Here is a 23,404-nt window from a genome sequence, read left to right on the forward strand (position 1 = left end):
TTCAAAGATAGTAGAGAACTGAGGTGTATTGGGTTGAAATACGATGATGAGTAGCTAACTGTAGCTGGATGGTTGGAATTGCAAAACGATAGGTATTTTAAGTACGATAGAACTGCTAGCTTGCTAATGAGATGAAAAAAAGAAGCGCTCCCCCCGGAACGCTTCTTTTATACTAACTAATAACTACTATAACTAAAACTACAAGTCAAAGATAGTCGTGAACTGAGGTGTATGGGGTTGAAATCCGATGATGAGTAACTAACTGTAGCTGGATGGTTGGAATTGTAAAACGACAGGTATTTTAAGTACGATAGGAATGCTGGCTTGCTAATGAGATAAAAAAAAGAAGCGATCCCCCCGGAACACTTCTTTTAAACTAACTAATAACTACTATAACTAAAACTACAAGTCAAAGATAGTAGGGAACCGAGGTGTATGGGGTTGAAATCCGATGATGAGTAACTAACTGTAGCTGGATGGTTGGAATTGCAAAACGATAGGTATTTTAAGTGCGATAGAACTGCTAGCTTGCTAATGAGATAAAAAAGAAGCGCTCCCCCCGGAACACTTCTTTTAAACTAACTAATAACTACTATAACTAAAACTACAATTCAAAGATAGTAGGGAACTGAGGTGTATTGGGTTGAAATACGATGATGAGTAACTAACTGTAGCTGGATGGTAGGAGTGGCAAAACGATAGGTATTTTAAGTACGATAGGAATACGAGCTTGCTAATGAGATAAAAAAAAGAAGCGATCCCCCCGGAACACTTCTTTTAAACTAACTAATAACTACTATAACTAAAACTACAAGTCAAAGATAGTAGGGAACTTAGCTGCGTTTGATTGAAATCCGATGAAGGGTAGTGCACTGTCGATGAATTGTAGTATAGATTAAGTTGTTTTGGAAATTTACGTTGTTGGTAGTTAAATATTAGTTGTTTGGATAAAAAAATTGGAACTACTATAAATAGCAAGTAAGTTTTATCTACCAATTAATATAATATGAATTAAAACATTAGAAATTATGAAACCCCTTCAATTACCCCTGATTGTTTCAAGTTTGAAACAAATAGCAAAGTCTATTGCTTTTATGGCAATTTTTATAGCATTAATAGAGCCAGTTATGGCACATGGTACAGTAATTTGGCCCAAAAGTAGAATCAAGTACTGTCATGAAAATCCCACTGGGAATCACTGTCGTCCTTGTGGCGAATCGGTATATTCATGGAGATCTATCTTGCAACCTCATACGGATTATGGAAAACATCGAAACTACGTGCCAGACGGTCAATTGGCAAGTGGTGGGAATCCAGAAAAGTACGGTTGTTTAGATGCACTAATAAGTTGGCCAACCCAACAAGATTGGAAAACGACTCGGGTTAACTATGGAGATATTTTTGTAAAATGGCACAACACCGCACCACATCGAACAGAGTATTACAAGGTATACATCACTCCACTTGATTGGGATCCATCAAAACCATTAAAATGGGACGACTTGATAGAGATAGGACATAAAGGGAAAGGACCTGCTGAAGACTATACGGTTATAAAGGCGACAATTCCGGATAGTTACATTGGGAAAAGAGCCGTGATTTTTAGTGTGTGGCAACGTGAGTTTACGCACAGTCACGAGGCTTTTTATTCTGTGAGTGATATAAAAGTAGTTCGTTCTGGCGGAGGTACTAGTGCCGAAAATCCAGGAGATAGCACCGGTGGCGGAGACGGTGATGGTGATGGTGATGGTGATGGTGATGGAACAGGTTGTGATAAAGCGAAAGCTTGGGCGGCAGAAGCTACTTATTTAAAAGGTGATCAAGTAACGTATCAAAATAACTTATTTCAGGCAAAATGGTGGACTAAAGGGCATAATCCAATGGAGAACTCTGGTCCTTGGCAAGTTTGGGAAAAACTAAAAGCTTGTCCAAAAACTTCTGGTGGCAGTACAGCTAGCTTCGAGTTATTATCGAATCAGCCGAATCCTTTTACCAATCAAAGTCAAATAAGGTTTAAAGTCTCCGCATCCAAAGAAAAACTCTCCTTGACTATCAGTACTTTAAGTAATCAGCTCGTTAAAAGGTTGTTTGTTAGGAAGGTATTCCAAACCGGAACGCACACGGAAGTAATTAAAAGTGTCGGTCTTAAGCCGGGAGTGTATCTATGTGTACTAAAAGGTGAATCAGGTGATGTTCAACGAAGAAAGATATTGATTAAATAGTGAAACATTAACTTACTGTAAAACATTTGTTAGAAAAAAAAGAAGTAGACTCCCCCGAGTACTACTTCTTTTACTAACTAATAACTACTAATTAATTAAAACCTACATTAAAATTACAACCAAAAAACGGAGTTGTGTAGGAATTTCGTTGAGTGCCAATTGGGTAGAGGTGAAATAGTAGTAGCTGCCGGTAACAAGAAGTGGTTAAACTTTTTTAGGTTGTGAAGGTCTAACTGTAAAAAGAGGATAAATTATTAGAATTGTTAAGGTTTGTTAAAAAAAAATGAAGTTTCTAAAAAAAAATAAAAAAAAAGATATAGACTTGAATATATTGTAAATCAATAGGATGTATATTCTTTGTTTAGTTGTGATAGTAAAAGAAATGAAAACAATTTAGAAACTATTTTAACAAAAGGATATTTTTTTATAGTTTTATTGAGATTGTATCAAAAAAACCAAACCAATAATTCGTATTTCTAAAACAAAAGCTTAGGAATTTAATGCAGAAGTATGGACGAAATCAACTACATCGAAAAGGCTAACGAAATGATTGAAAAATTTCCTGATACCAGTGGACAAATTGAATGTCCAAAGTGTAAATCTGAATTAACATATGTTAAAATTAAAAAAAACGGATACACCTGGGGGCAATGTAAATCTGATGATTGTCTAAGTTGGATTGAATAGTATTTCAATCTGACCTTTCTTTCTTCCAATAACAGAGATCGTGTTTCATAACAAGACGATTAAAGCCCCATGGCTGTCTGGTATACCGTGTTTTGCTAGAGCTCTCAGCAAAATGGGAGTGCTATGCTATTTGTATATAGAGTCCAAGTACTAATGCAGGTATTTTTGTCCTGTATTTCCTGTTTATAGTCCACCTTTGTAACCGTATTCACGTTGTAATTTTGTAGTATAATGCAACAGTAGCATTTAGGTCAGTATAGTATATACTGGAGTAGTAATAGTGGCACAATGCTTATTTGAGTTTGCGAAAGCATCATTTTTAAAGTAAAACTTCTCGTTTGAAGTTGTTATGGAAGTGATTGGGTATTTTCTGTAGCAACCCCTTGTAGGTATTGAGCGGCTTATGTAACGATAAAATTAATGACTGAGTTATGATTGATTTTTGGAATAAACGGTATGCTCAAGAGGAATGGGCTTATGGTAGCAGTCCGAATGAGTATTTAAAATCTGTGTTATCTGAACTAGACAAAGGACGTATTTTGTTTCCCGCCGAAGGAGAGGGGCGCAATGCGGTGTATGCTGCCTCGCAAGGCTGGGAAGTAGCCGCTTTCGATTTTAGTGCAGAAGGAAAACGCAAAGCGTTGACACTAGCTGAGAAGCGAGGAGTTAATATTGATTATAAGACCTGTGCTTTTTTAGAGGAAGTATATCCGAAGGAATCATTTGATGTGATCGCCAATATTTTTGTGCATTTTGACCCAGCAGTGAAAACATTAATGCATGAGCGTTTATCGTCCTACCTAAAAGTCGGTGGGTACTTTATCATGGAAGTTTTTAGTAAAAATCACAGAGCTTTGAGCAGGCTGAATCCGGCTGTTGGAGGTCCTGAAGATACTGCACGAATGTATGACGAGGAGGAGATCGAGAAGTTTTTTCCAAACTTTGAATTCCTAATGCTTGAAGAATGTAAGGTTTCCTTACAAGAAGGAAGGTATCATAACGGAGAAAGTGCAGTACTGCGGTTTTTAGGAAAGAAAATCGCCTAGGATTTTGTAAATTATGAAGTGAAAAAACTGGAGAAATGCCAAGTAAAAAATCATTTAGAGAACTACCCATACGGCAAATACGAACTGCGGAGGTAAACAAAGATGCTGACCACTTTAGTATAGAGAAAATATCGGGACCTGCGGTGGATGGCAAGCTTATCATTGAAGCACATCGTCACGACTTCTACCATATTATGTATGTAAAGAAGGGAGTGGGTACCAACATCATTGATTTTGAAAGTTACGAGGTGAAAAATGCTACGGTTTTTTTTATTTCTCCAGGACAAGTTCATGAAATTGTGCTCAATGCCGATGTGGACGGATATGTTATATCCTTTGATAAGAGCTTTTTCTTGTTAAATGAAAATATGGACACCTTGGTTCACTTTCCATTTTTTCACACGTTTAGAAACGATCCTGTCGCTTACTTAAATGACGATCTCGCTAAAATTGATTTTTTCTTTGATGAAATTTATACTGAATTTCAAACTGAAGCCGTCACCAGTTTGGCTGTGGTCAAAGCTTTACTCGACGTGGTACTTTTGCGAATATCCAGAAGTTATGTTCAGGATAAAAAGACGGAAGCTCCGGCTTACTTGACCTTTCAGTTACGAAAATTAGAAGCTTTGATTGAAGCGCATTTCAAAGAATACAAACAGTTAGCAGATTATGCCGGATTGATGCATTTATCACCTAAGCACCTGAATAGCTTGGTGAAAAAAGCACTGGGTAAATCCGTAACGAATTTAATTCATCAACGAAGTTTGATTGAAGCTAAGCGATTGCTGTTGTTTACGAACAATACCATTACCGAAATTGCTTTTGAATTAGGATATTCAGACAGTTCATATTTTATGCGTTTTTTTAAAAAGCATACCAATATGACTGCTGAAGCTTACCGTAAAAATAAAATGTAATCGGAAACCATTTACCCCACTTTTAAGGGGGGTAACCTATAGTAAATAACTAATAAAGTCTACGCCGCCAAATTCATAATCAAGGGGTAAAGTTGAAATGAGAGCTTGTAGACGTTAAACTGATATCCATTGAGAAAAATTCTACTAGAAGTATGCTGTTTCTTCATGGGTCCCATTGTTGATATAGTAGTATGGGGATGTATGGTAGTTAACAGGACTGTAAATTGCAGGTTTAAATGCTAGTGTCTACTAGCAATGTGTTTATGATGAAGTCGGACAGCAGTGTTCGACTTTTTTTGGAGGTAGGGAATAAAAAAAGCGGCACTAAGACCGCCCTAACGTTTAAGGAGAAAACATCTCGTTTCTATTAGTAGAACAGTTAAGTAAGGGATATCCCTACCGAACGAACTTCGAAGTTTATAATAGCCTTAATTTTTTTGTAATGTGCTTTTCAAATCCCAATTCTTTTAAATAATGTGCTCTGGTATTTTGTTGTGAGGTTTTAATAAAATCGAAACCAGGGCCTAGTAACAAAAGGAGAAAAAGGCCAAGGTATAGCACATAAGATTATCAGAAAACCGATACTCCAAAAAATAAGTAATACGTTATAGTATTGTCGATCTGAAGTAGCGCGTTTTGCTTCGAGGTTACCGATAGTAATAATTATGACAGCAATCACCATACTGATAAAATGAATTCCTCCAAAAAAATATATTTCTGAATGGGAGAGCGCCGCTGCTACATCATCCCAGAAATAGTTTGTGATCGGACTAATTCCGTACAGGAGAATCCCGAGTAACAGTTGTATGTGAACTATGCTTAGGGTTGTGTTCTTAACTTGGTTGTGTAGCTTAGTGATAGTTTTTTTTTGACGGTACGATATATAGAAATAGAGTATACTGAAAGGCAAACTGGTAACGACAAACCATTTGGTAGTAGCGTGTAAAAAGAGTAATAGGTCGTGCATGTTATAAGGTGTTTAGGTAGTTTTGTAGTTCGTGTAGATAGCTCTGATATATTGGAGCTCCTTTCAGTTTTCCAATACTTCGAATGCCGTGATATCCTGAAATGATGAAGGTCGCAATCTGATTTGAACGTTCAGGGTCTGTTGTACAATGGTTAAGGTTATTTTGGATGCTTAGCGCAATTTCTCGATGCCAATTATCGTAAAAGTCTGCCATAACTTTTGAGAATTTCGGGTTAAGCGGAGCCATTTCTTCGATGAGATTGACAAGCGGGCAACCATAGCGACTGTCAAAAAATGCTGTGTCTTCTAGGAGTTCAGCAATGCTCTTATAGATGCTTAGTCTAAAATTGGTAGTATGTCGCAGTGAATGGAAGACTCGTTTTTCTAGTGCTGGGCCAATGAATTCTTGTAATAGCGCTAAGCCCATGATTTCTTTGGTTTTGAAATGATAGTAAAAAGCGCCTTTGGTAAGTGTGGTTTGCTTTATGATTTCATCAATACTCGTGGCTTGATACCCTTGCTTGTAAATGAGGTCAAAACAAATTTTTAAAATTCGTTGTCGCGTGGTGCTTCCTTTTGACATACTAACTAGTATTTTTTTCAAATATAGATAAAAAATACTAGTTAGTATGTTTTTGTTGGTTGTTTGTAATTGAGTCTGTTGTAAGCTTGAATTACCCAATATTTAGAACATGGAGCGCTTATTATTCAATTTTCACAAGTATGCGTTCAATTAGGTTTTTGGCAGTGCTGAGGGTCGAAAGATCTTTGTAAATAGTTCCATTTTGTGCCGAATGATGCCCGTGACCTACAAGTTTTAAGAGGTAGTAGTTTGATAGGTCATTTTCATTAATACGCGTCGTGTAAATTACCGAAGGTTGTCCTAGCTGACCAGTTCCATTATGAAAAACATCGTCTTCAGGGAAATCAAAAGAAGAGTAGTATTCATTGTCGTCGAAGGCTACGTTGATTTCCATAAAAATGTGAAAGTTGTTTTTTAATTGAGTGCTCGTTTTTAGGAGGAAATCATGAGAGATAGTTTCACCAGTAATAGCATCCGCCAAAGGCATTTCCCTGCTGGGCACCCAGAGTCCATCAGCGTATCGTATACCGCGTTTATGTGACCAAACGGGAAGTGCATTAACACGTCGGTAAGTGGTTGTGGCTTGTTGGTCGCTATCAAAACTCTTAAAGTTGTCTTTACTGCGACCTCCGTAAAAGATTCCTTTTGCAGTAGCTTTCGTTACAAAGAGGGTTTCGATGTAATTACCGTTATTATCTTCTATCCAGATGGCGATTTGCGGATTCCAATAATGCGGTCCCGTTTTTACATCCAAACTGATTTTCGTACCACTACTAGTATCCATGGTAACCGGAATAATGGGAGTAGTAGCACTCGAAAATCCAGCATTGATTTTCGATGTCACTCCCAGTTTCATTAGACTTCGAATAGGCAAACTGTCAAATACGACGAGGACGGAAAAAAAACTAATAACCATTAAAATTCCCCATACCAGAGGTCCCTTAAAATAGGATTTTAAAGGTCGTAGGTTGTTTTTAATATGTACGCCAATTACCGCTGAGAAGAGGAGACCAAATAAGGTGTGTATACTAGCAACGGTGTAATTGTATTTGAAGAAAAAAGAGAGGAGTCCGGAAATAAGAAGAATTAAAAAGGAAATTCCAATAAACAAGCTAGTTATTTTTCGAGTAGTCATAAGTTGAGAAGTTGGGAGTACTCACAGGTGAGTACTCCTTGAAAATTACATGTATAGGGCTTTGGCAATATCGTGTAGTCGAGTTTTTAAATAGGCTACTTGCTGTGCTTTGTTTTTAGGCAGCTCAAAGGTCCTTATCGTTTGCTTGGTTTTTTGTGCGAGTTCGCGTTCTATAAAGGCGACTTCTCTACTGATGATAGCCAAACTTTCTGTGTCATTTTTTCCAATAATTCCATGGATATCGTAGGATCTTTGGGAGAATTTAGGCTGTTTGGATTGCTCGAGTCTTGTTTTTATTTGCAGGAGTTGGTTGCGCAATTGTGTGATAACTTTTGCTTCGCCAAATTTTGTTTTAGCTCCTCTACAACTAGAGGGCGAACAACCTTTAGTCGTTTCTGTTGCCGTCATAGTAGTTTCTTTGGGCAAGGTTGCACAGCAACTACTTTGTGCATAACTAGTTCCTAATTGTAAAAACGCTCCTAGTACCCAAATAGAGGTAAATTGCATAAGGTGTTTTGTCATAATTGGTAAGTTTTATAATTAAACAGTATTTATGCTTAGGACGCGTTTTTTTATAATTGATGCATATTGGGCAGGTGTTTTTAAAAGATTACCTTCCTTGGAACTTTGGAATGCACTGTTATCAATGGATGCTGTGATGATTTTAATTCTCGAGATATGCTTTGATTTCTTTTGCGGTTTGTTTAGCCGTTTTTCCGACACCGTAAATAGTTGCCGAGGCAAAACCTGTCCAGTTTCCATAACCGACTAACCAAAGACTTGGTAGCGCTAACGCTTGTGTACCACGAGTAGAAATTTTTCCATCGATGGTAATTTCTAAGGGATCTAAATGCCTTAGGTTAGGACTGAAACCCGTACACCAAATAACGCTGTCAAAATGTTCTGACGCTCCGTTTTTCCATTCGACTCCATTTTCATAAAAATTTTGAAAAGGACGTTTGGCGTTCAGGACTCCTCTGGTTTTGGCTTCTTTAACACTGCTCACCATGACGATATTGCTAAGTGAATGCTTATTTGGAATGTGATTAGTACCGTAATAGGTGTCGTTAGCAGCTTCAAACAAATAACGTCCATCTATGTGATCGGGTAAGAATACAGGTTCTTCGAGAGTAACCCACTGGGTGTGTGCTGTTGTTGAAACATCAGCGAGTACCTGTGCTCCTGAATTACCTCCGCCCACAATGAGTACTTTTTGCCCGGTAAACTGTTGGGGAGATCGATAGTGCACCGAATGCAATTGTTGTCCCGAAAAGAGCTCTTGGTTTGGGTACGTAGGAATGTACGGAGTTTTGGCAGTACCCGTAGCGCTGACCAAAGTTTTACTGTAGTAAGTACCCTGTGAGCTAATGATTTTGAAATACTCATTTTCTCTATGGACACTGCGTACTAGGGTATTTCGTTGAATAGGAAAGTTGTAACGCTTTTCATAGCGTTCTAAATAGGATATAAAATTCGCTTTGCTCGGATATTCTTCGGATGTTTTTGGCAGTTGCCAGCCCGAAAGTGAACTGTAATTTTCGGGTGAAAATAGTTTAAGTGAATCCCAGGTATGTAACCAGGCACCACCGGGCTGCTTCTGATCATCTAGAAGTAAAAAGTTCGAAGTATGCCTCTTTAAAAAATAGGCAACAGACAGCCCAGCTTGCCCAGCTCCAATGATTAAAGTGTCGTAAATTTTTTCCATGGTACTAGCTGTCGCAGTTACGTTTATTGCAAACACTTCGTTTTTTAAAATCGACAATACTGCCTTTGCCTCCCTGAATTACTTCACAACAGTTTTCAAAGAGTTGTTTCAGCTTTTTACGCCCTCGCTGAATTTTTGATCGTACCGTGACGTAGTTCATTTGGAGTTGTTCCGCAATTTCTTTTTGTGGAATATTTTTGAGTTCTGAAAGTATCAAAAGTTCTCGATATTCTTCAGGGAGCTCCTCGATAAAAGCTGTGACACAGGTAGCCAGTTCTTTAGATTTTTCCGTGTCAGTAGTCAATTCTTCTGGGGGCTCGTTTGCCATACTGTCAACGGCTAGCTGTTTTTTTCTGTAGTAATCTGTAATCGTATTTCTAGCAATGGTATACACCCAGCTTTTCAGGTTGTTAACTTGCTGTTCGTCAGATTTGGCAAGCTTTAAAAATACATCCTGAGTTAAGTCTTCAGCGTCCTCCATATTGCGAACGCGTTTTTTAACGTAATTGAGTAAAGGATTATAAAGTTGAACTACTTGTTGTTGCATAATGTCTATGAAAATTTAAAAAAACAATACCGCTGAGGACTCCTAAAGATACGTAGAGCAGTGGTATTCCCAAATGGTTTAAAAGGTAAATTCCAAGCAGCGCACCAAGTGCAGCTCCTAAGTCCCACCAAGTACTTGTGCTGGAAATTGCTTGGAGGGCATTGCCTGTGGTTTTAATGGCCATTACTGGGCCAAAAGAGACAACTACCGGATTGAGTACAAACGATAGGAGTATTCCTGTTGTGAGGTATCCCAGTCCAATGAATATCAACCCCAAGATACATCCGATAGCTGCGTAGTAAAACAAATGTGTCGCAGAAAAATGCAGACTGATATAGCCACCTACTATTGAAAAGACAATAGTACCTATTTTTTTGAAAAGCAAGTATAGCGCTATAGTACTCAGTAGGTCGATGGAATTTGTAGTATTGGTTTGAAACAGTTGCGCAAGGGTGACCACCAAAACACCGTCCACACTGATGGCCAACATAAATACGAGTAAATTGACTGGGGTACATCGAAAAGTAGCTTTACTAGTTACTACCGTCTGTTTTTTAATCGCAGTTGTAGCGGTATTTGTTGGTATAGTAAGAGCAAATAGTACTCCAAGGCTACTCGTTATTGCTACGAGCGTAAAACTTAGGGAGGTGTCAAAAGTTTCTATGAGTAAAGGACCTAACCACAATACAAGTAGGGGACCTAAGTTTTTGATTCCTTGACTTAAGCCAAAGGCCAGACCGGTGTGCTTACCACTTTTAGAAGCGATGTCAAGGGTTGCGATTTTTAGTCCTGAATAGCATAAACCCCACAGAATTCTGGCGATAAAAAAGAGAAGAAACCCCCATTCAATACCATAGAGATAGGTTGTGATACTCGCTAATAAAGAGGTGGCTAGAAGTATTTTTTTAGCTCCCATGCGACGCACGAGATTGGCAATATACGTATTGGCTAAAATGCGAACAAAACGATTGATAGAAAGGAGCATGCCAATGGCAATGACACTAAAACCGAGGTTTTTCCCATACACCGGAAGTATCGGGTACAGAAGGGCATCTCCCAAACCCGCGAAAGACATGGTAATACTAGCAGCGAAAGCTCCTCGTAATGAGGAGCTTTTTAAAAGCGTGGGGTTGTCCATTAGCAACACGAGTTTTTTACAGTTGTTTTTTTAGCCTGCTCTTTGGAGGCTGACTCGGGATTTACGCTGTTCTTTGAGCAGCTGCCTGAGGTTTTAGTCGGGTTTATAGTAATGGTTACTCTCCTTTTTTTCATCGTTAATAAGGTGTTTATTAGGTTAACATCCGCAGCTATTGGCAACGGAATTTTTAGGTGTTGGACTACTTGGGGGTTCACAGCAGGCAACCGTATTTTCACTAGTACCGATGCCACTACTACATACTCCTGTTTCTGGTAAATTAAGTGCTACTTCTTTAGCTTCTTGTTTGTCACCGGCTAAATATGCGGCAATAGATCGGACTTGTTCATAGCCTGTAGCCATCAAGAAAGTTGGTGCTCTACCGTAGCTCTTTGAACCTACGATGTAAAAATCTTTTTCAGGATGACGTAGCTCTCGTTCTCCGTGAGGCCTAACGGTACCACAACTGTGAATATTTGGATCGATTAACGTTGCTAAGTCGAATACAGATTCCAATGCGGCATCGAGGTCTACTCGAACTTCTCGTAGCATGTTTAAATTGGGTCTAGATCCGGTGTTGCTGATAATTTCATCAATATCTTTTAATACGGTATCCTCTTCACGATGTTTACCTATCAGTTGAATTTTGTGCTGATGGGTTGCTACCTCCAAAATGTGAAATGGGGTGTAAATATGTAACCGACCACTGTCGACAAGGGTTTGTATACGAATTCCTAGTTTTCCTCGTCCTTCAAGGGCGTCATTTTCCTGTCCACCATATACTTCACGAACCTGTTCTTTGCGCAAAATCCACGATATTTTTGTTTCTGGGTACTGCTCTTGAATTTCGGCTAAATCGAGCAATGCATTAATGGCGGAATGACCACTTCCGACCACTGCGATGCTTTTATTTTTATAGCGTTCGAGGTGAATTCCTTTAATGTCGGGAATTCCGTAAAAGATATGATCTTTGAGCTGTTCTTCACCTTGTGCCCATACACCTCCAGATCCAATAGGATTGGGCTGGTTCCAAGTTCCTGAAGCGTCAATAACGGCACTGGCTTCATAGTATTGATAGTTTCCTTGTACTTCTACTTTTATAGAGAAAGGGCGTTGTTCTCTGCCGTAAGTCTTCATTTTATCAATACCTTTTCGGTTGATAGTGAGTACTTTGGTGTTGAGTCTAAGATACGGCTTTATTTGTGGAAGGTCTGCTAAAGGTTGTAAGTATTGGCTTACAATTTCATTTCCTGTGGCGAGCGCATCTTTGTCGGGAGCTTTCCAATGAGAAGCTTGAAGTAATGCTTTTGCTGCCTCGTCTATATTGTATTTCCAAGGCGAAAATACAGACACGTGTCCCCAAGACCGCAAGTTGTTTCCTACCGAGGTTCCACCCTCAAAAATAATAAAGGGGAGCTTGCGACGGTGTAGCTGAGCAGCAGCTGCAAGCCCTACTGGTCCTGCTCCTATAATGGCTATTGGTAAATGTTGTTTTTCCATCACGTAGTGTTTTGTTCACCTTAGAAGACGGAAGGATTTAAAAATGATGCATCGGGACTCTTATTTTGCGTATCTTTGATTAAAATTGTTTGTGATATGAAAAAATACCTCGCTGGTTTTATCCTATGCTACTTTTCGTTTACCGTAATGTTTGGACAACAACTTTTGATTCCCATAGAAGAACAGGGACTAAAAGGGGTAATGGATAGTAAGGGTATCCCTGTTATTAAACCGAAGTTTCGAAACTTAGGGATGTTTGCTAATGGATTAGCACCCGCGCGGATAGCTGGTCATTTTGGGTATATTGACAATACAGGAACATGGGTAATTGCTCCGACTTATGATATGGCTTGGTCTTTTGAAAAAGAGGTTGCTGTGGTGTTTAAAAAATCAAAACCTTATTTGATCAATAGCAAAGGTGAGCTACTCTTCGATCACGATTATACTAAGCTTATTCCCATTCCAGATTCTCCTTACTTTAAAGCTTTTGGAACAGATTCGAAAATTAGTATCATAGATAAAGAAGGAGATGTTGTAAACAACATTTCATGGGATAGGGTGAGAGCCTTAGGAGCAAGGTATCTTTTATGCTCTAAAGACAATCAATTAGCTTTGTTAGCAAAGCAAACAGGGAAAGAATTGTTTGGTTTGGGAGAGTTTGAATATATCAGATCATTACAAGGAGGACTCTTTGAAGTGACTCCAATGGATACGGATGAAGATTGGGTTGTCAATGAAAAGGGGGAGCACTTGTTTTCGTTGAAGGATAAACCGTGGGATTTTTTATACGGTAATACAGGACGATTTTCAGAAGGACTTGCAGTGGTAAAACTGAATGGCAATTCGTCTGATGAAAAGGGAATTGGTATCGTTTCATTGGAAGGGAAGCTATTGCTTACAACAACAAAGTTTACGAATGTTTTACCCTTTACCAAAGGAGTTAGTTTTGCTCAATTAAAGGATGGGACTTGGCGTTTGATAAACAAACACGGAAAGTATGTAAGTGATCATGGATATGAAGAAATCAGTTATGATAAAAATCGGAATGGGCTTCCCTATATGAACGACGTAGCTCTGGTGAAAGGAAATGGAATTTGGCAAATGATTCGTCTAGATGGAACGAGAATCAAGGAGTTTAAGAATCTTGATATGGAGGTTTATGATTGTTATCGCTACAGTGATTTGATCTGTTTTGAAGGGATAGAAAAAATGAATAATGTGTTGGTATTGTGGAGTACAAAAACACAAAGCTATACGAAATTAACAAATGTTTTATCTGTTATGTCTCTTATGAATGGACAGTTGTTGATGATAGACCAGAAGGAGAAGCTGAGTTATGTAAATTCACTAGGGAAAATCATCAGAAGTGTTCCTGAAAAACGTACTACCAGGGTGAACGCTGTCCTTAATATTGATTATATGAGGAGGGCAAATGCAATAGCTGCTTCGCCCGAATTGCCTAAGTACAGTGGGGCAGGAGGTTGGGCGAGTTCTGAAAATATGTATCGACCTTGGAAAGGAAAACTAGTAAAGAATCAACAAAGACTTCAAGTACTCCTAAATGCGGATACGTTAAACGGTTCTAAAAAAATAGATAAAGGCCTGTCGTTGCAAATAGTGAACGCTGCAAAGGATACCCTGTTTTTTGATGCACAAGATAGTCGCATACCGTTGGTACTTCAAGCGAAAACAACAAAAGGAGAATGGAAGGCAATTGAGTATCAACCTTCCAGCTGGTGTGGTAATAGTTATCACACTTTGTTTTTACCCTATTTACACTATTGGGAGTTTCGGGTACCACGCTATGAGGGGGCTATCAAAACTGTTGTACGTGCCCGCTTACGTTATAAAGAATCGTTGGGAGGTCCGGTGAAAGAGGTGTATAGTAATGAAGTTCCAGCGAGTATCAATCCGGCTCAATTTTGGTACAAAAAGACCTATTTCCCCACGGGCCTTATGGATAGTTATGATAATTAATAGCCTAGCCTCCCAAACAAGAATGTCTAGTTTCTTTACCGAGGATAAAGGGATAGCGTTCTCTTTGCCACAAGTTGCCAAAGATCAATCGTAAACGCTTTAGTACATAGCTATTGTAATGTACTAAGCACTCTTTGAAATGCTTACTTTCGTTATACACGATGAGTTTACAATGGAATTTTTGTTCAAATTCTCGTTGGAGATCACTCAGGGATTTAGTTAAACGGGTACTGTCGATGAAAAGTCGAACTCGTTGTTGTTTCCAGTCATGTTTTGCTCGGGTTGCATTTATTGAACAGCTATCGACTAATACAATGTTTTTGATGTGTTTTCTAGTACAGTATTTACTGCGAAAACGATAGGTTTGTTCAGGGTAGCCATACGAATTTAAGACTAGATTAAAGGAAGCGGAATTTGTTGTAGGAACGAAGTGGAAGTATCCTTCAGAATTGGTTTTGGTAGTGACAGTGTCGTTTTTAAGTTGGATGTCAACTCCTGAAATTGGATTGAAGCTTATCGATGAAATTATCCGACCTTTGATAGTGTCGCATTGACTATGGATACCTTGATGCAGTGCTATTAATACTAGTAAAAGTAGGTTCTTTCTCATGCCTCCAAGTTAGTTATTTTCTGTATGAACTTGGATTGCGTTCACGGTATTTTTGAAATATTTTATTCATATGACTAGCATCAGTAAAACCTACACGTATAGCAATTTCACTTATTGTTAAGCCGCTCTGTAGCAACAAGCGCTCGGCAGTTTTTAAACGCGTTTCTGTAAGAATTTTTTGTAAACCGAGTCCCGTATGTTTTTTTAAGTATTTGCTGAGGTAGTTAGGAGATATATTGAAAGTTGTCCCAATATACTTTTGAGTTACTAAAGTTTTGTCGTTGAGGTGTTGACGGATATGTGCTAGAACCGCCTGAAGCTTCTGTTGTTCTATATATACGGTATTACTCGTAGGAGGATTCTTCTTTTCAAGATTTCTTATGAGGATGATAAGGACGGCTCCAAAAAGTTCTAGTAACAAGTTTCGCGAATAGCGTTTAGGAGATTTGAATTCTTGTAAAAGAGCTTTAGATAGTGTAAATAATAAAGTGTTGTCATTAGGGTCGATGACTAAGTTTTCACTAATAGTATTCGGTTTGTAAAGGGCGTTTTCCACTTTTTTAATCCACTGATTATCGTAGGTGCTGAAGTGTTTTTCACGAAACAATTGCTCCGTGAATTTGATATACGTAAAAGTCGTTGGGTCTTGAATTTGGAAGGCATGATAATCGTCAGGAGTTAATAAAAAAACACTGTTTTCTTCATAAGGAACTGTGCTATCGTTGAGTATGTGTTGCCCCCTTCCTTGATTGATGAGTATAATTTCGTAAAAATTATGGGTGTGCTCTGGATAAGGCCAAGTTTCGAGCTCTAACTGAAAAGTATTGAAAGTCCTACTGCTAAAGATTCGTTTCATGGGTGTTTTTTTACAATAATAGGCTTTAAAATTACAAATATTTTGCGGGTGTTCTACGGTAATTTTGAACTGTGTTTAAAATGTTAATACAATGAATAACAGTGTGAATAGAAGTAGTGTGGTTTTGTTACTAGGAATGTTTTGTGCTAGTTGTACTTTTTCGGGAGGTCTTGCTACAATTTCAAAGCCACCAATCCAACATTGGCCCAATGGGGCTCGTTTGGTAATTTCCATGTCGATGCAGTTCGAAACGGGTGGACAACCAGCGGGAGCTGAAAGTCCTTTTTCGGGAAATCCTTTGCCTACTAATCAGGTAGACTTACCTGCTGAGAGTTGGTTTCGCTACGGGGCTCGGGAGGGAATTTACCGCATGCTTCGCTTATGGGATAAGCACCAAATTAAAGTTACGTCACATGTGGTTGGTGAGGCTGCTATTCGGTATCCAGAAGTCGCAAAAGCCATAGCGAATAAAGGACATGAGATTGCTGCCCACGGCATTGCTTGGGATGATCAATGGAATTTGACTTACCAACAGGAATATGATTTTGTGAAAAAAGGTATAGATACCGTCCAAGCCATTACGGGATTCCGAGGAGTTGGATACAATTCTAATTGGCTCCGCAGAAGTCCGAATACCTTAAAAGTACTACAAGACCTAAACTTTTTATATCATATTGATGATGTGAGTAGAGACGAACCTTTTATTGTGCAGGTGAGAAACAGCCCCTTTGTAGTAATTCCTTATACCCTAAGAAATAATGATATCGTAAACATAGCGGGGAAACACTGGAGCCCTGATCAGTTTTTGGCGCAATTAAAGGCAGAGTTTGATCAGCTCTATTCTGAAGGATTAGAACACAGGCGAATGATGTCAGTGAGTTTACATGACAGGATTGGAGGTTCACCAGCGCTAGTCCATATAATGGATGAGTTTATTGAGTATGCAAAAAAACATCGGGGAGTTGTTTTTATGCGTAAAGATGCCATCGCTCGTCTGGTAAAAGATGACCCAAATACACCTGTAGAAAATGCAGAAAATGCATTACACCAAGAAGGAAGTGTCACTGAAAACCATCGTAACAAATGAATGATTCAAGAAATAAATGGGCCTATTTACTACTCCGTGTGGCTGTAGGAATTGGATTAACCCTCAGGGGAGGTGTGCGGTTGTCCAAATTAGCGAAGTTTAGAGATTGGATGTTAGGGATGTTTGAAGAAACGATGCTTCCGAATTGGTTGGTGTTTAGTTGGGGAACGCTGTTGCCGATATTGGAATTTGGGATTGGACTGCTTATAGTGATCGGCTTGTATACGCAAAGAGCTTTGATATGGGGAGGAAGTATGTTGATTGTGTTGATGATTGGGGCTTGTTTTGCTGAACAATGGTCGTGGATACAAGGACAAATGTTGTACTTATTTGCCATTTGTGGTTTGTTGTTTTGTGGCGAGAAGAATGATTTTTCGATTGATTTTTTAATAAAAAACTTTAGCGATGAAAGAATTGAGAACCTGTAGCTATCACGGCGTGTTAGTAGGAGTGATTGCAGCGTTGGTAGTACTGCTCAGTGCAAAAGTGTCACTGATGAGTTCCTTGTTGTTTTTTATGTGGGCCTTGTACTTTATGTATATCGTTACTGTTAAACAGGCAGTGGGAGCTCTACTAGCCATGTTGGTGGGGGCTACGATTAGTTATGCTGCAACTCAGTACAAGCTTCGAATACTGGCCGAGCCCGAAAGTATAAAGGTGTTGTTGCCTTATATCGATATGATATTGGTGTTTTTTATAGCCGGTAGTATCATTTTTCTGGAATGGGTTCAGCAATGGAAACCTTTAGTACCCATTGCATTTATAGGAACGGTACTGCATCACTTTTTTAAGGCCGATCTCCACAATGGGGATTTTAGGTATCTCTTTTTTCAAATTGTGATACATGCAGTTGTAGGATTTACAATCGGGTGGTTAACAGTGCGAAGTCGTAATCTATTGAATACTTGGTTGGAGGATAAGAGGAAAAATAAAATAGTTATAGTCAAAGTAGATGGTAATAAAAGAAATAAATAAAGTTCACAACTGGTTTTATCCGTGGACAGAAGATTTGAAAGCATCCTTACGCGAGGCTCGTAATAACAGGAGTTTAGGAGAGTTACTGGTTTATGAAGATTCGAGCATACGGGTTTGGAGTACGCATTTGGAACCACAGCAATCCTTGCCGTTTCACAAACATGCCTTGCCGTATGTATACATTGCACAGAGTAATGGAAGTTCTCGTTCTTTTTACGGTGATGGTAAGGTGCTTGAAACAAATTACAAGCAAGGTGATGTAAAGTGTTTTCCTGATTTGACCGAGGAAAACAGCTTTGTGCACAATTTAGAAAATACGGGGAAAACCCTATTAATATTTACAACAATAGAATTTAAACAATAAGAAGATGAAATTTGAAGCGTTATTTAGCACGTACTGCTTAAAACAGCTCTCCTTAAAAAATCGGTTTGTAATGGCACCGATGACGCGTTCAAGAAGTACGCAACCGGGGGATGTTCCCAATCAGTTAATGGCGAACTATTACGGACAAAGAGCTTCCGCTGGTTTGATCATTTCTGAAGCGACACAAATTAGTTTACAAGGAAAAGGCTATGCACGCACCCCCGGTATTTATACGGAAGAGCAGGTAGAAGCATGGAAGCTGGTCACACGAGAAGTACATGAAAAGGGTGGGAAGATTTTTTTACAGTTATGGCATGTAGGTAGAGTTTCTTCAGCAAAAGTGACAGGATTACAACCTCTAGGACCTTCCGCAATACCAGCTGCCGATACACAGGTGTACATCTTTGATGGTGCTCCTAATGGTGATGCCACTTTTGTTCCTGTAGACCCTCCTAGGGAAATGACTATGAAAGATATTGAGGAAGTAGTAAACGCCTTTTCACAGGCTGCAAAAAATGCTGTTTCAGCAGGATTTGACGGTGTAGAAATTCACGGGGCTAACGGTTACTTGCTAGACCAATTTCTTCGCAGTAATTCTAACAAGCGAACAGATGGTTACGGAGGGAGCAAGGAAGCTAGAATTCGCTTGTTGCTGGAGGTTACAAAAGCGGTGGTGAAGGCAATAGGGAGTTCGCGGGTAGGAGTGCGATTATCGCCGTTTATCAAGTTTAAAGACATGGACGACCCTGAAATTTTAGAGACGATTATGGAAGCGGCTGTAGCCTTGGATGCTTTAGGTATTGCGTATTTGCATTTGTGTGAAGCAGACTGGGACGATGCTCCTCAGGTACCAATGACATTTAGAAAAAGCTTGCGATCGAAATTTTCCAATACCATCATCGCAACAGGAAACAAACAACCTAAAGATGCAGCGGAATTACTAGCTACAAAAACAGTCGATCTTATCGGGTTTGGACGCAAGTTTATTAGCAATCCTGATTATCCAAAGCGGGTAGCTGTAAATGCAGCATTAAATGAAATTACAGATACGCATACCTTGTTTGGTGGTGGTACTGCTGTGGGATATACAGATTATCCAGCACTGTCAAATTAAGTAAATAGCATCCCTTTTTTCACTTGTTGTAAGCGGGTCCTCGATACCTTGTTATGTTGAGGACCGCTTATTTTGAACGAAACACTTCGTGAAGAAATACTAAAATTTAGGTGAGGACGGGCTATAACGGGGGAGTCCATCACTTGATCCTCAACACTGCGGTGTTGGGGATCATTTTTGTTGTTTTACTTGGATATTTTTACCAGCGCTCTATCAAAGATTTGGAAAGCGGTACTGATGGTTGATAAGTCGGTATACATCGTGCCGTTTTTTCCCGAAGGGTGACTGTGACCAATGGGTTCAAGCAAAAAGTTTTTGGAGGTAGAAAAACTTTTGAGGTCGACCGTAACTCCGTAAATGAGGGCGGGTTGACCTACGCGTCCACCACCGCTGTAAATGCTGTCGTTCGGGAATCGGTTTTTGTGGAAATAAGCATTCCAATCATCGGATTGATTTACTTCTAGTAAGATTCGGAATTTCTGTAGCTTTTGAAGTCTTGTTTGTGTGGTAATGATAAAATCGTCAGTGGGAGTAGCTCCGGATACGGCATCCAAATCGGGAGCATTTCCCATAGGAATCATGAGTCCATCAGCTGCGGGAATTCCTCGTTTATGTGCCCAGTATGGCAGTGATTCAGGACGTCTGACAATTCCAGGTCTCCAAATCCCTTGGGCATCGGGTTTGGCATTGTGATATTCACTCGTAGCCATGGCTTTCGGAACGAAGAGCGATTCTAGGTAGTTTCCTTCCAAATCTTCTAACCAAATGACCATCATAGGATAGCGGAAAGCTGGTCCCTTTTTGACGTCAAAGGAAAAACTGAGGTCGTTTAGTGATTTGTTGATTGCGATACGCTGGGTTCCGTCATCTAAGGTAGTAATTCCTTCCAAGCTATTTCTGAAGGTGTTTCCCCAGTTATAGATCGACTGAAAACCTTGGATATTGAAAAAAAGTCCCATAAAAAGTAGGCATAAAACACTGGCGAGGATACTCGCTTGAAAACTTAGGAATGTTTTTTTAGTGTTTAGGAAATAGTTTTTCAATGGACGTAGGTTGTTTATGATGTGTCCGACTGCTAAGAGCAGAAATACCAAGCCAAAAACCGTATGTATGGAAGCGGTGGTTTTTTGAAAGGGTTGGAAATACATAACAATTCCGGTGCCACTTAACAGGCAAAAGCTAATGGCGATACCAATACTGGTGATTTTTCTTTTTGATGACATAAGTACTGTATTAAGTAGTTCAGTAAAATTTGAAGTTCAAAACTAGGGCCTATCGGAAGGTCTTTTACTAAAAGAGGACAAAGGTGTTTAGTTAGGGGATAGAAAGTAATTTTGAGTTTTGTATACAAAAAGATTGAGTATGTACCCAAAAACTATAGTTTGGACGCAATAAAGCAGGAAGCAAGGCTAATTATTGTACATTGTGCGCTACAATGAAGTCTATAATTAACACCGTACTTGCCACACCTTTGTATAAGCATCTATTGTTTTGGGTTGCGGTATTTTCTTTTTACACGACATCTGCTCGTGAGCGCTTTACCTCTGTTGAGGAAATAGTTGTGACCTATGGTATGCACTTGTTTTTTCAAATTATCGTAGCCTATACCGTATTGTACTTCATTGTACCCCGATACAAAAAGTACCGAAAGTGGTGGTTAGCAGGAATTGAATTGGTTGGGCTGTTTTTAATAGTGAATTTTATGTATGTGTGGATGCGGATGAATGTCTTAGAACCTAGGTATCCAACTTGTTACTTGAGTTTTATAGAGAGCTTTGGACATTTGACGTTATGGCAGCGAACTTTTGATGTGAAGGCTGTATTCTGGGAGCTTCCGCTGTTTTATATACAGCCATTATTCTTTCTGACGGCCTTACAGTTCTATGAAAAACAGTACGAACATAGCAAGGCAAAGGAGCACAAGAAAGTGGAGGAGTTAAGACAGTTACGTCAGCAGCTAAACCCTCATTTTTTGTTCAATACCTTAAACAATCTGTATGCATTGAGTGTTGAGAAATCTGATAAAACTCCTCAGGTGATAGAACGACTTTCAGATATATTATCGTATATGTTGTACGGAACAGAATCAAAGTTTGTACCGATTCAAAAGGAAATTGACTTGATAGAAAACTATCTGGCGTTAGAACAAATTCGTTATGAAGGAAGAGTTTTGATATCTTTTGAGCAAGAGGTAATCACAGATTTTAAAATAGCGCCTTTATTGTTGCTTACTTTTGTGGAAAATGCTTTTAAGCACGGCGTGAGTCAGGAGCTAAAAATGGCTACAGTGAAGGTGTCGTTGTTTTGTAAAGCAGATAAATTTTTCTTTGTAGTTGAAAATACCAAGCCCATATCAATAGCGGAGATGTCAATGAAAAAAGGTCTTGGATTAGCGAATGTAAAACAGCAATTGGAATTGTTGTATCCCGGGGAACACGATATTCGTATCGTTGATAAGGAAGATAAATATTTCATTCAGTTAATGTTAAAAAAGAAGTAATGTACCGTTGTATGATTGTAGACGATGAGGTTTTGGCAAGAAAGCTATTGACCAACCACATCGAAAAAATAACCCAATTAGAAATTGTAGCCAGTTGTAGCAGTGCAATTGAAGCCATTAATGTTTTGGCGACAAAGGACGTGGATTTAATATTTTTAGATATCCAAATGCCGGGCTTGTTGGGAACCGATTTTTATAAGCATCTTGTGGTAAAACCAGCAGTAATATTCACTACTGCTTATCGAGATTATGCGGTGGAAGGTTTTGAGCTGGCTGCTGTGGATTACTTGGTGAAGCCCATTACTTTTGGACGTTTTTCAAGGGCTGTAGCTCGTTTCAAGTTAACACAGTCAGGAGGAAAGCAATTCATAGAGCCATCTGAGAACCCTACAGAGGCAAAGAAGTATATGTTTGTGACTGAAGATAGAAAGCAGGTAAAGGTAGTTTTTGATCGCATTTTATTTGTTGAGAGCGTTAAAAACTACGTTAAGATAGTTACAGATACGCAAACTCATCTCGTGAAGTACAGTTTGTCGGCCATGGAGTTGGCACTTGATAGTAATTTTCTTCGTGTTCATAGGTCGTATATAGTAAACAAGGAAAAGGTAACGGCTTTTACTAAAAATGATGTGGAAATAGGCAGTCTTGAAATCCCTATTGGTAAGCAGTATCGAGAAGCTTTAGAGGGGCTGCTATAGCGTTATTGCAGAACTAGTTTTATCCTAAAAAAGGATGGACTTTCTGCTTGTTGTGACCTCGGCAAGGGCTGAATGTTCATTCGAGGTCTAGTAGACCTCTAATAATGAAGAGTCAGATGGTGCGTTGGGGAATCCTGCCGAAAGGTTGGTAATAGGTATGCAGGATTAACCAGGTTTTTCCTGATAAAGCTCTCTCTTGAAAATAGAAAGTCCCTTACGCGAAGCGTAATTTTTTTAAGTTATTACGCTCTATCCAAAACTAAGGTTTTGCATTCGCTTTATAACATAAAAAAAATCCATCCTAAAAAGGATGGACTTTCTGCTTGTTGTGACCTCGGCAAGGGCTGAATGTTCATTAGAGGTCTAGTAGACCTCAAATAATGAAGAGCCAGATGGTGCGTTGGGGAATCCTGCCGAAAGGTTGGTAATGGGTATGCAGGATTAACCAGGTTTTTCCTGACAAAGCTCCGCTTTGAAAATCAACAAAAGAATCTTCGTTTCACTCAAATAAAAAAGCAAGCTCTTTTATTTGAGCTTGCTTCAGATTCAACTTTTTGTTGATTTATTCGTGACCTCGGCAAGGGCTGAATGTTTATTTGAGGTCTAGTAGACCTCAAATAATGAAGAGCCAGGCGGTGCGTTGGAGAATCCTGCCGAAAGGTTGGTAATGGGTATGCAGGATTAACTAGGTTTTTCCTGACAAAGCTCCGCTTTGAAAATCAACAAAAGAATCTTCGTTTCACTCAAATAAAAAAGCAAGCTCTTTTATTTGAGCTTGC

The 23,404-nt window shown here is 39.1% G+C and carries 22 protein-coding genes; 11 read left to right on the top strand and 11 right to left on the bottom strand.

Features of this window, described 5'->3' with window-relative positions; all coding sequences use genetic code 11:
• Positions 1-1,028: 1,028 nt before the first annotated feature.
• The 3 genes from ACKTS5_RS05475 to ACKTS5_RS05485 all read left to right on the top strand — a co-directional run bounded on the left by ACKTS5_RS05475 (position 1,029) and on the right by ACKTS5_RS05485 (position 4,872).
• A complete protein-coding gene (locus tag ACKTS5_RS05475) occupies positions 1,029-2,222 on the top strand; it encodes a lytic polysaccharide monooxygenase (RefSeq protein WP_408042840.1) in 1,194 nt (397 codons plus the stop codon).
• Positions 2,223-3,340: 1,118 nt separating this feature from the next.
• Positions 3,341-3,955 carry a class I SAM-dependent methyltransferase gene (locus ACKTS5_RS05480; protein ID WP_408042841.1) on the top strand — a complete coding sequence of 205 codons (615 nt, stop codon included), beginning with the start codon at positions 3,341-3,343 and terminating at the stop codon, positions 3,953-3,955.
• Positions 3,956-3,990: 35 nt separating this feature from the next.
• Positions 3,991-4,872 carry an AraC family transcriptional regulator gene (locus ACKTS5_RS05485; RefSeq protein WP_408042842.1) on the top strand — a complete coding sequence of 294 codons (882 nt, stop codon included), beginning with the start codon at positions 3,991-3,993 and terminating at the stop codon, positions 4,870-4,872.
• A gap of 502 nt (positions 4,873-5,374) precedes the next feature.
• Here the strand turns inward: ACKTS5_RS05485 and ACKTS5_RS05490 are convergent.
• From ACKTS5_RS05490 to ACKTS5_RS05525, 8 genes are all read right to left on the bottom strand, one after another.
• Positions 5,375-5,839: a hypothetical protein gene (locus tag ACKTS5_RS05490; protein ID WP_408042843.1), complete on the bottom strand. Its 465-nt coding sequence runs from the start codon at positions 5,837-5,839 to the stop codon at positions 5,375-5,377.
• Position 5,840: 1 nt separating this feature from the next.
• Positions 5,841-6,422 carry a TetR/AcrR family transcriptional regulator gene (locus ACKTS5_RS05495; protein WP_408042844.1) on the bottom strand — a complete coding sequence of 194 codons (582 nt, stop codon included), beginning with the start codon at positions 6,420-6,422 and terminating at the stop codon, positions 5,841-5,843.
• Positions 6,423-6,543: 121 nt separating this feature from the next.
• Positions 6,544-7,557: a hypothetical protein gene (locus tag ACKTS5_RS05500; protein WP_408042845.1), complete on the bottom strand. Its 1,014-nt coding sequence runs from the start codon at positions 7,555-7,557 to the stop codon at positions 6,544-6,546.
• Positions 7,558-7,602: 45 nt separating this feature from the next.
• Positions 7,603-8,079 (bottom strand): hypothetical protein, encoded by a 477-nt coding sequence (locus ACKTS5_RS05505; protein WP_408042846.1) that lies wholly within the window; start codon positions 8,077-8,079, stop codon positions 7,603-7,605.
• Positions 8,080-8,221: 142 nt separating this feature from the next.
• Positions 8,222-9,262 (bottom strand): ArsO family NAD(P)H-dependent flavin-containing monooxygenase, encoded by a 1,041-nt coding sequence (locus ACKTS5_RS05510; RefSeq protein ID WP_408042847.1) that lies wholly within the window; start codon positions 9,260-9,262, stop codon positions 8,222-8,224.
• A gap of 4 nt (positions 9,263-9,266) precedes the next feature.
• On the bottom strand, positions 9,267-9,809 hold the full coding sequence (locus ACKTS5_RS05515) for a sigma-70 family RNA polymerase sigma factor (RefSeq protein WP_408042848.1): 543 nt from the start codon (positions 9,807-9,809) through the stop codon (positions 9,267-9,269).
• Positions 9,781-10,947 carry an MFS transporter gene (locus ACKTS5_RS05520; RefSeq protein ID WP_408042849.1) on the bottom strand — a complete coding sequence of 389 codons (1,167 nt, stop codon included), beginning with the start codon at positions 10,945-10,947 and terminating at the stop codon, positions 9,781-9,783. Before ACKTS5_RS05520 ends, ACKTS5_RS05515 begins: the two co-directional genes overlap by 29 nt.
• A gap of 156 nt (positions 10,948-11,103) precedes the next feature.
• Positions 11,104-12,444 (bottom strand): NAD(P)-binding domain-containing protein, encoded by a 1,341-nt coding sequence (locus ACKTS5_RS05525; protein WP_408042850.1) that lies wholly within the window; start codon positions 12,442-12,444, stop codon positions 11,104-11,106.
• A 96-nt stretch (positions 12,445-12,540) separates the two neighbouring features.
• Here ACKTS5_RS05525 and ACKTS5_RS05530 point away from each other — a divergent pair, with 96 nt between their 5' ends.
• The gene (locus tag ACKTS5_RS05530; protein WP_408042851.1) at positions 12,541-14,421 is read left to right on the top strand and encodes a WG repeat-containing protein; all 1,881 of its coding nucleotides are present in this window, start codon (positions 12,541-12,543) and stop codon (positions 14,419-14,421) included.
• Between the two features lie 4 nt (positions 14,422-14,425).
• Here the strand turns inward: ACKTS5_RS05530 and ACKTS5_RS05535 are convergent, their stop codons facing one another.
• Positions 14,426-15,031, bottom strand: a complete 606-nt coding sequence (locus ACKTS5_RS05535) for a carboxypeptidase-like regulatory domain-containing protein (RefSeq protein WP_408042852.1) — start codon at positions 15,029-15,031, stop codon at positions 14,426-14,428.
• A gap of 13 nt (positions 15,032-15,044) precedes the next feature.
• Positions 15,045-15,887, bottom strand: coding sequence for an AraC family transcriptional regulator (locus ACKTS5_RS05540; protein WP_408042853.1), 843 nt, complete (start codon positions 15,885-15,887; stop codon positions 15,045-15,047).
• Positions 15,888-15,978: 91 nt separating this feature from the next.
• Between ACKTS5_RS05540 and ACKTS5_RS05545 the strand changes: the two genes are divergently transcribed.
• The 5 genes from ACKTS5_RS05545 to ACKTS5_RS05565 are packed head-to-tail and all read left to right on the top strand — an operon-like array spanning position 15,979 to position 19,427.
• On the top strand, positions 15,979-16,974 hold the full coding sequence (locus ACKTS5_RS05545) for a polysaccharide deacetylase family protein (protein ID WP_408042854.1): 996 nt from the start codon (positions 15,979-15,981) through the stop codon (positions 16,972-16,974).
• Positions 16,971-17,402, top strand: a complete 432-nt coding sequence (locus tag ACKTS5_RS05550) for a DoxX family protein (RefSeq protein WP_408042855.1) — start codon at positions 16,971-16,973, stop codon at positions 17,400-17,402. The genes ACKTS5_RS05545 and ACKTS5_RS05550 overlap by 4 nt, the downstream gene beginning before the upstream one ends.
• Entirely contained in the window at positions 17,380-17,949 is a 570-nt protein-coding gene (locus tag ACKTS5_RS05555) for a hypothetical protein (protein ID WP_408042856.1), read from the top strand. The genes ACKTS5_RS05550 and ACKTS5_RS05555 overlap by 23 nt, the downstream gene beginning before the upstream one ends.
• Positions 17,927-18,313, top strand: coding sequence for a cupin domain-containing protein (locus ACKTS5_RS05560; RefSeq protein WP_408042857.1), 387 nt, complete (start codon positions 17,927-17,929; stop codon positions 18,311-18,313). The genes ACKTS5_RS05555 and ACKTS5_RS05560 overlap by 23 nt, the downstream gene beginning before the upstream one ends.
• Before the next feature lie 4 nt (positions 18,314-18,317).
• Entirely contained in the window at positions 18,318-19,427 is a 1,110-nt protein-coding gene (locus ACKTS5_RS05565) for an alkene reductase (RefSeq protein ID WP_408042858.1), read from the top strand.
• 185 nt (positions 19,428-19,612) lie between these two features.
• On the opposite strand, the gene ACKTS5_RS05570 is transcribed toward ACKTS5_RS05565, so the two are convergent.
• Positions 19,613-20,650 carry a DUF4405 domain-containing protein gene (locus ACKTS5_RS05570; RefSeq protein WP_408042859.1) on the bottom strand — a complete coding sequence of 346 codons (1,038 nt, stop codon included), beginning with the start codon at positions 20,648-20,650 and terminating at the stop codon, positions 19,613-19,615.
• Positions 20,651-20,862: 212 nt separating this feature from the next.
• Here ACKTS5_RS05570 and ACKTS5_RS05575 point away from each other — a divergent pair, with 212 nt between their 5' ends.
• The gene (locus tag ACKTS5_RS05575) at positions 20,863-21,927 is read left to right on the top strand and encodes a sensor histidine kinase (RefSeq protein ID WP_408042860.1); all 1,065 of its coding nucleotides are present in this window, start codon (positions 20,863-20,865) and stop codon (positions 21,925-21,927) included.
• Entirely contained in the window at positions 21,927-22,625 is a 699-nt protein-coding gene (locus ACKTS5_RS05580) for a LytR/AlgR family response regulator transcription factor (RefSeq protein WP_408042861.1), read from the top strand. Before ACKTS5_RS05575 ends, ACKTS5_RS05580 begins: the two co-directional genes overlap by 1 nt.
• Positions 22,626-23,404 lie beyond the last annotated feature (779 nt).

It is taken from the genome of Tenacibaculum litopenaei, from assembly GCF_964514025.1.
Taxonomy (GTDB): Bacteria; Bacteroidota; Bacteroidia; order Flavobacteriales; family Flavobacteriaceae; genus Polaribacter; species Polaribacter litopenaei.

What these genes read in the sequence shown, in the direction of transcription:
- ACKTS5_RS05475 (WP_408042840.1), top strand. Translation starts at nt 1,029, where the DNA reads ATGAAACCCCTTCAATTACCCCTGATTGTTTCAAGTTTGAAACAAATA.
- ACKTS5_RS05480 (WP_408042841.1), top strand. Translation starts at nt 3,341, where the DNA reads ATGATTGATTTTTGGAATAAACGGTATGCTCAAGAGGAATGGGCTTAT.
- ACKTS5_RS05485 (WP_408042842.1), top strand. Translation starts at nt 3,991, where the DNA reads ATGCCAAGTAAAAAATCATTTAGAGAACTACCCATACGGCAAATACGA.
- ACKTS5_RS05490 (WP_408042843.1), bottom strand. Translation starts at nt 5,839, where the DNA reads ATGCACGACCTATTACTCTTTTTACACGCTACTACCAAATGGTTTGTC.
- ACKTS5_RS05495 (WP_408042844.1), bottom strand. Translation starts at nt 6,422, where the DNA reads ATGTCAAAAGGAAGCACCACGCGACAACGAATTTTAAAAATTTGTTTT.
- ACKTS5_RS05500 (WP_408042845.1), bottom strand. Translation starts at nt 7,557, where the DNA reads ATGACTACTCGAAAAATAACTAGCTTGTTTATTGGAATTTCCTTTTTA.
- ACKTS5_RS05505 (WP_408042846.1), bottom strand. Translation starts at nt 8,079, where the DNA reads ATGACAAAACACCTTATGCAATTTACCTCTATTTGGGTACTAGGAGCG.
- ACKTS5_RS05510 (WP_408042847.1), bottom strand. Translation starts at nt 9,262, where the DNA reads ATGGAAAAAATTTACGACACTTTAATCATTGGAGCTGGGCAAGCTGGG.
- ACKTS5_RS05515 (WP_408042848.1), bottom strand. Translation starts at nt 9,809, where the DNA reads ATGCAACAACAAGTAGTTCAACTTTATAATCCTTTACTCAATTACGTT.
- ACKTS5_RS05520 (WP_408042849.1), bottom strand. Translation starts at nt 10,947, where the DNA reads ATGGACAACCCCACGCTTTTAAAAAGCTCCTCATTACGAGGAGCTTTC.
- ACKTS5_RS05525 (WP_408042850.1), bottom strand. Translation starts at nt 12,444, where the DNA reads ATGGAAAAACAACATTTACCAATAGCCATTATAGGAGCAGGACCAGTA.
- ACKTS5_RS05530 (WP_408042851.1), top strand. Translation starts at nt 12,541, where the DNA reads ATGAAAAAATACCTCGCTGGTTTTATCCTATGCTACTTTTCGTTTACC.
- ACKTS5_RS05535 (WP_408042852.1), bottom strand. Translation starts at nt 15,031, where the DNA reads ATGAGAAAGAACCTACTTTTACTAGTATTAATAGCACTGCATCAAGGT.
- ACKTS5_RS05540 (WP_408042853.1), bottom strand. Translation starts at nt 15,887, where the DNA reads ATGAAACGAATCTTTAGCAGTAGGACTTTCAATACTTTTCAGTTAGAG.
- ACKTS5_RS05545 (WP_408042854.1), top strand. Translation starts at nt 15,979, where the DNA reads ATGAATAACAGTGTGAATAGAAGTAGTGTGGTTTTGTTACTAGGAATG.
- ACKTS5_RS05550 (WP_408042855.1), top strand. Translation starts at nt 16,971, where the DNA reads ATGAATGATTCAAGAAATAAATGGGCCTATTTACTACTCCGTGTGGCT.
- ACKTS5_RS05555 (WP_408042856.1), top strand. Translation starts at nt 17,380, where the DNA reads ATGAAAGAATTGAGAACCTGTAGCTATCACGGCGTGTTAGTAGGAGTG.
- ACKTS5_RS05560 (WP_408042857.1), top strand. Translation starts at nt 17,927, where the DNA reads ATGGTAATAAAAGAAATAAATAAAGTTCACAACTGGTTTTATCCGTGG.
- ACKTS5_RS05565 (WP_408042858.1), top strand. Translation starts at nt 18,318, where the DNA reads ATGAAATTTGAAGCGTTATTTAGCACGTACTGCTTAAAACAGCTCTCC.
- ACKTS5_RS05570 (WP_408042859.1), bottom strand. Translation starts at nt 20,650, where the DNA reads ATGTCATCAAAAAGAAAAATCACCAGTATTGGTATCGCCATTAGCTTT.
- ACKTS5_RS05575 (WP_408042860.1), top strand. Translation starts at nt 20,863, where the DNA reads ATGAAGTCTATAATTAACACCGTACTTGCCACACCTTTGTATAAGCAT.
- ACKTS5_RS05580 (WP_408042861.1), top strand. Translation starts at nt 21,927, where the DNA reads ATGTACCGTTGTATGATTGTAGACGATGAGGTTTTGGCAAGAAAGCTA.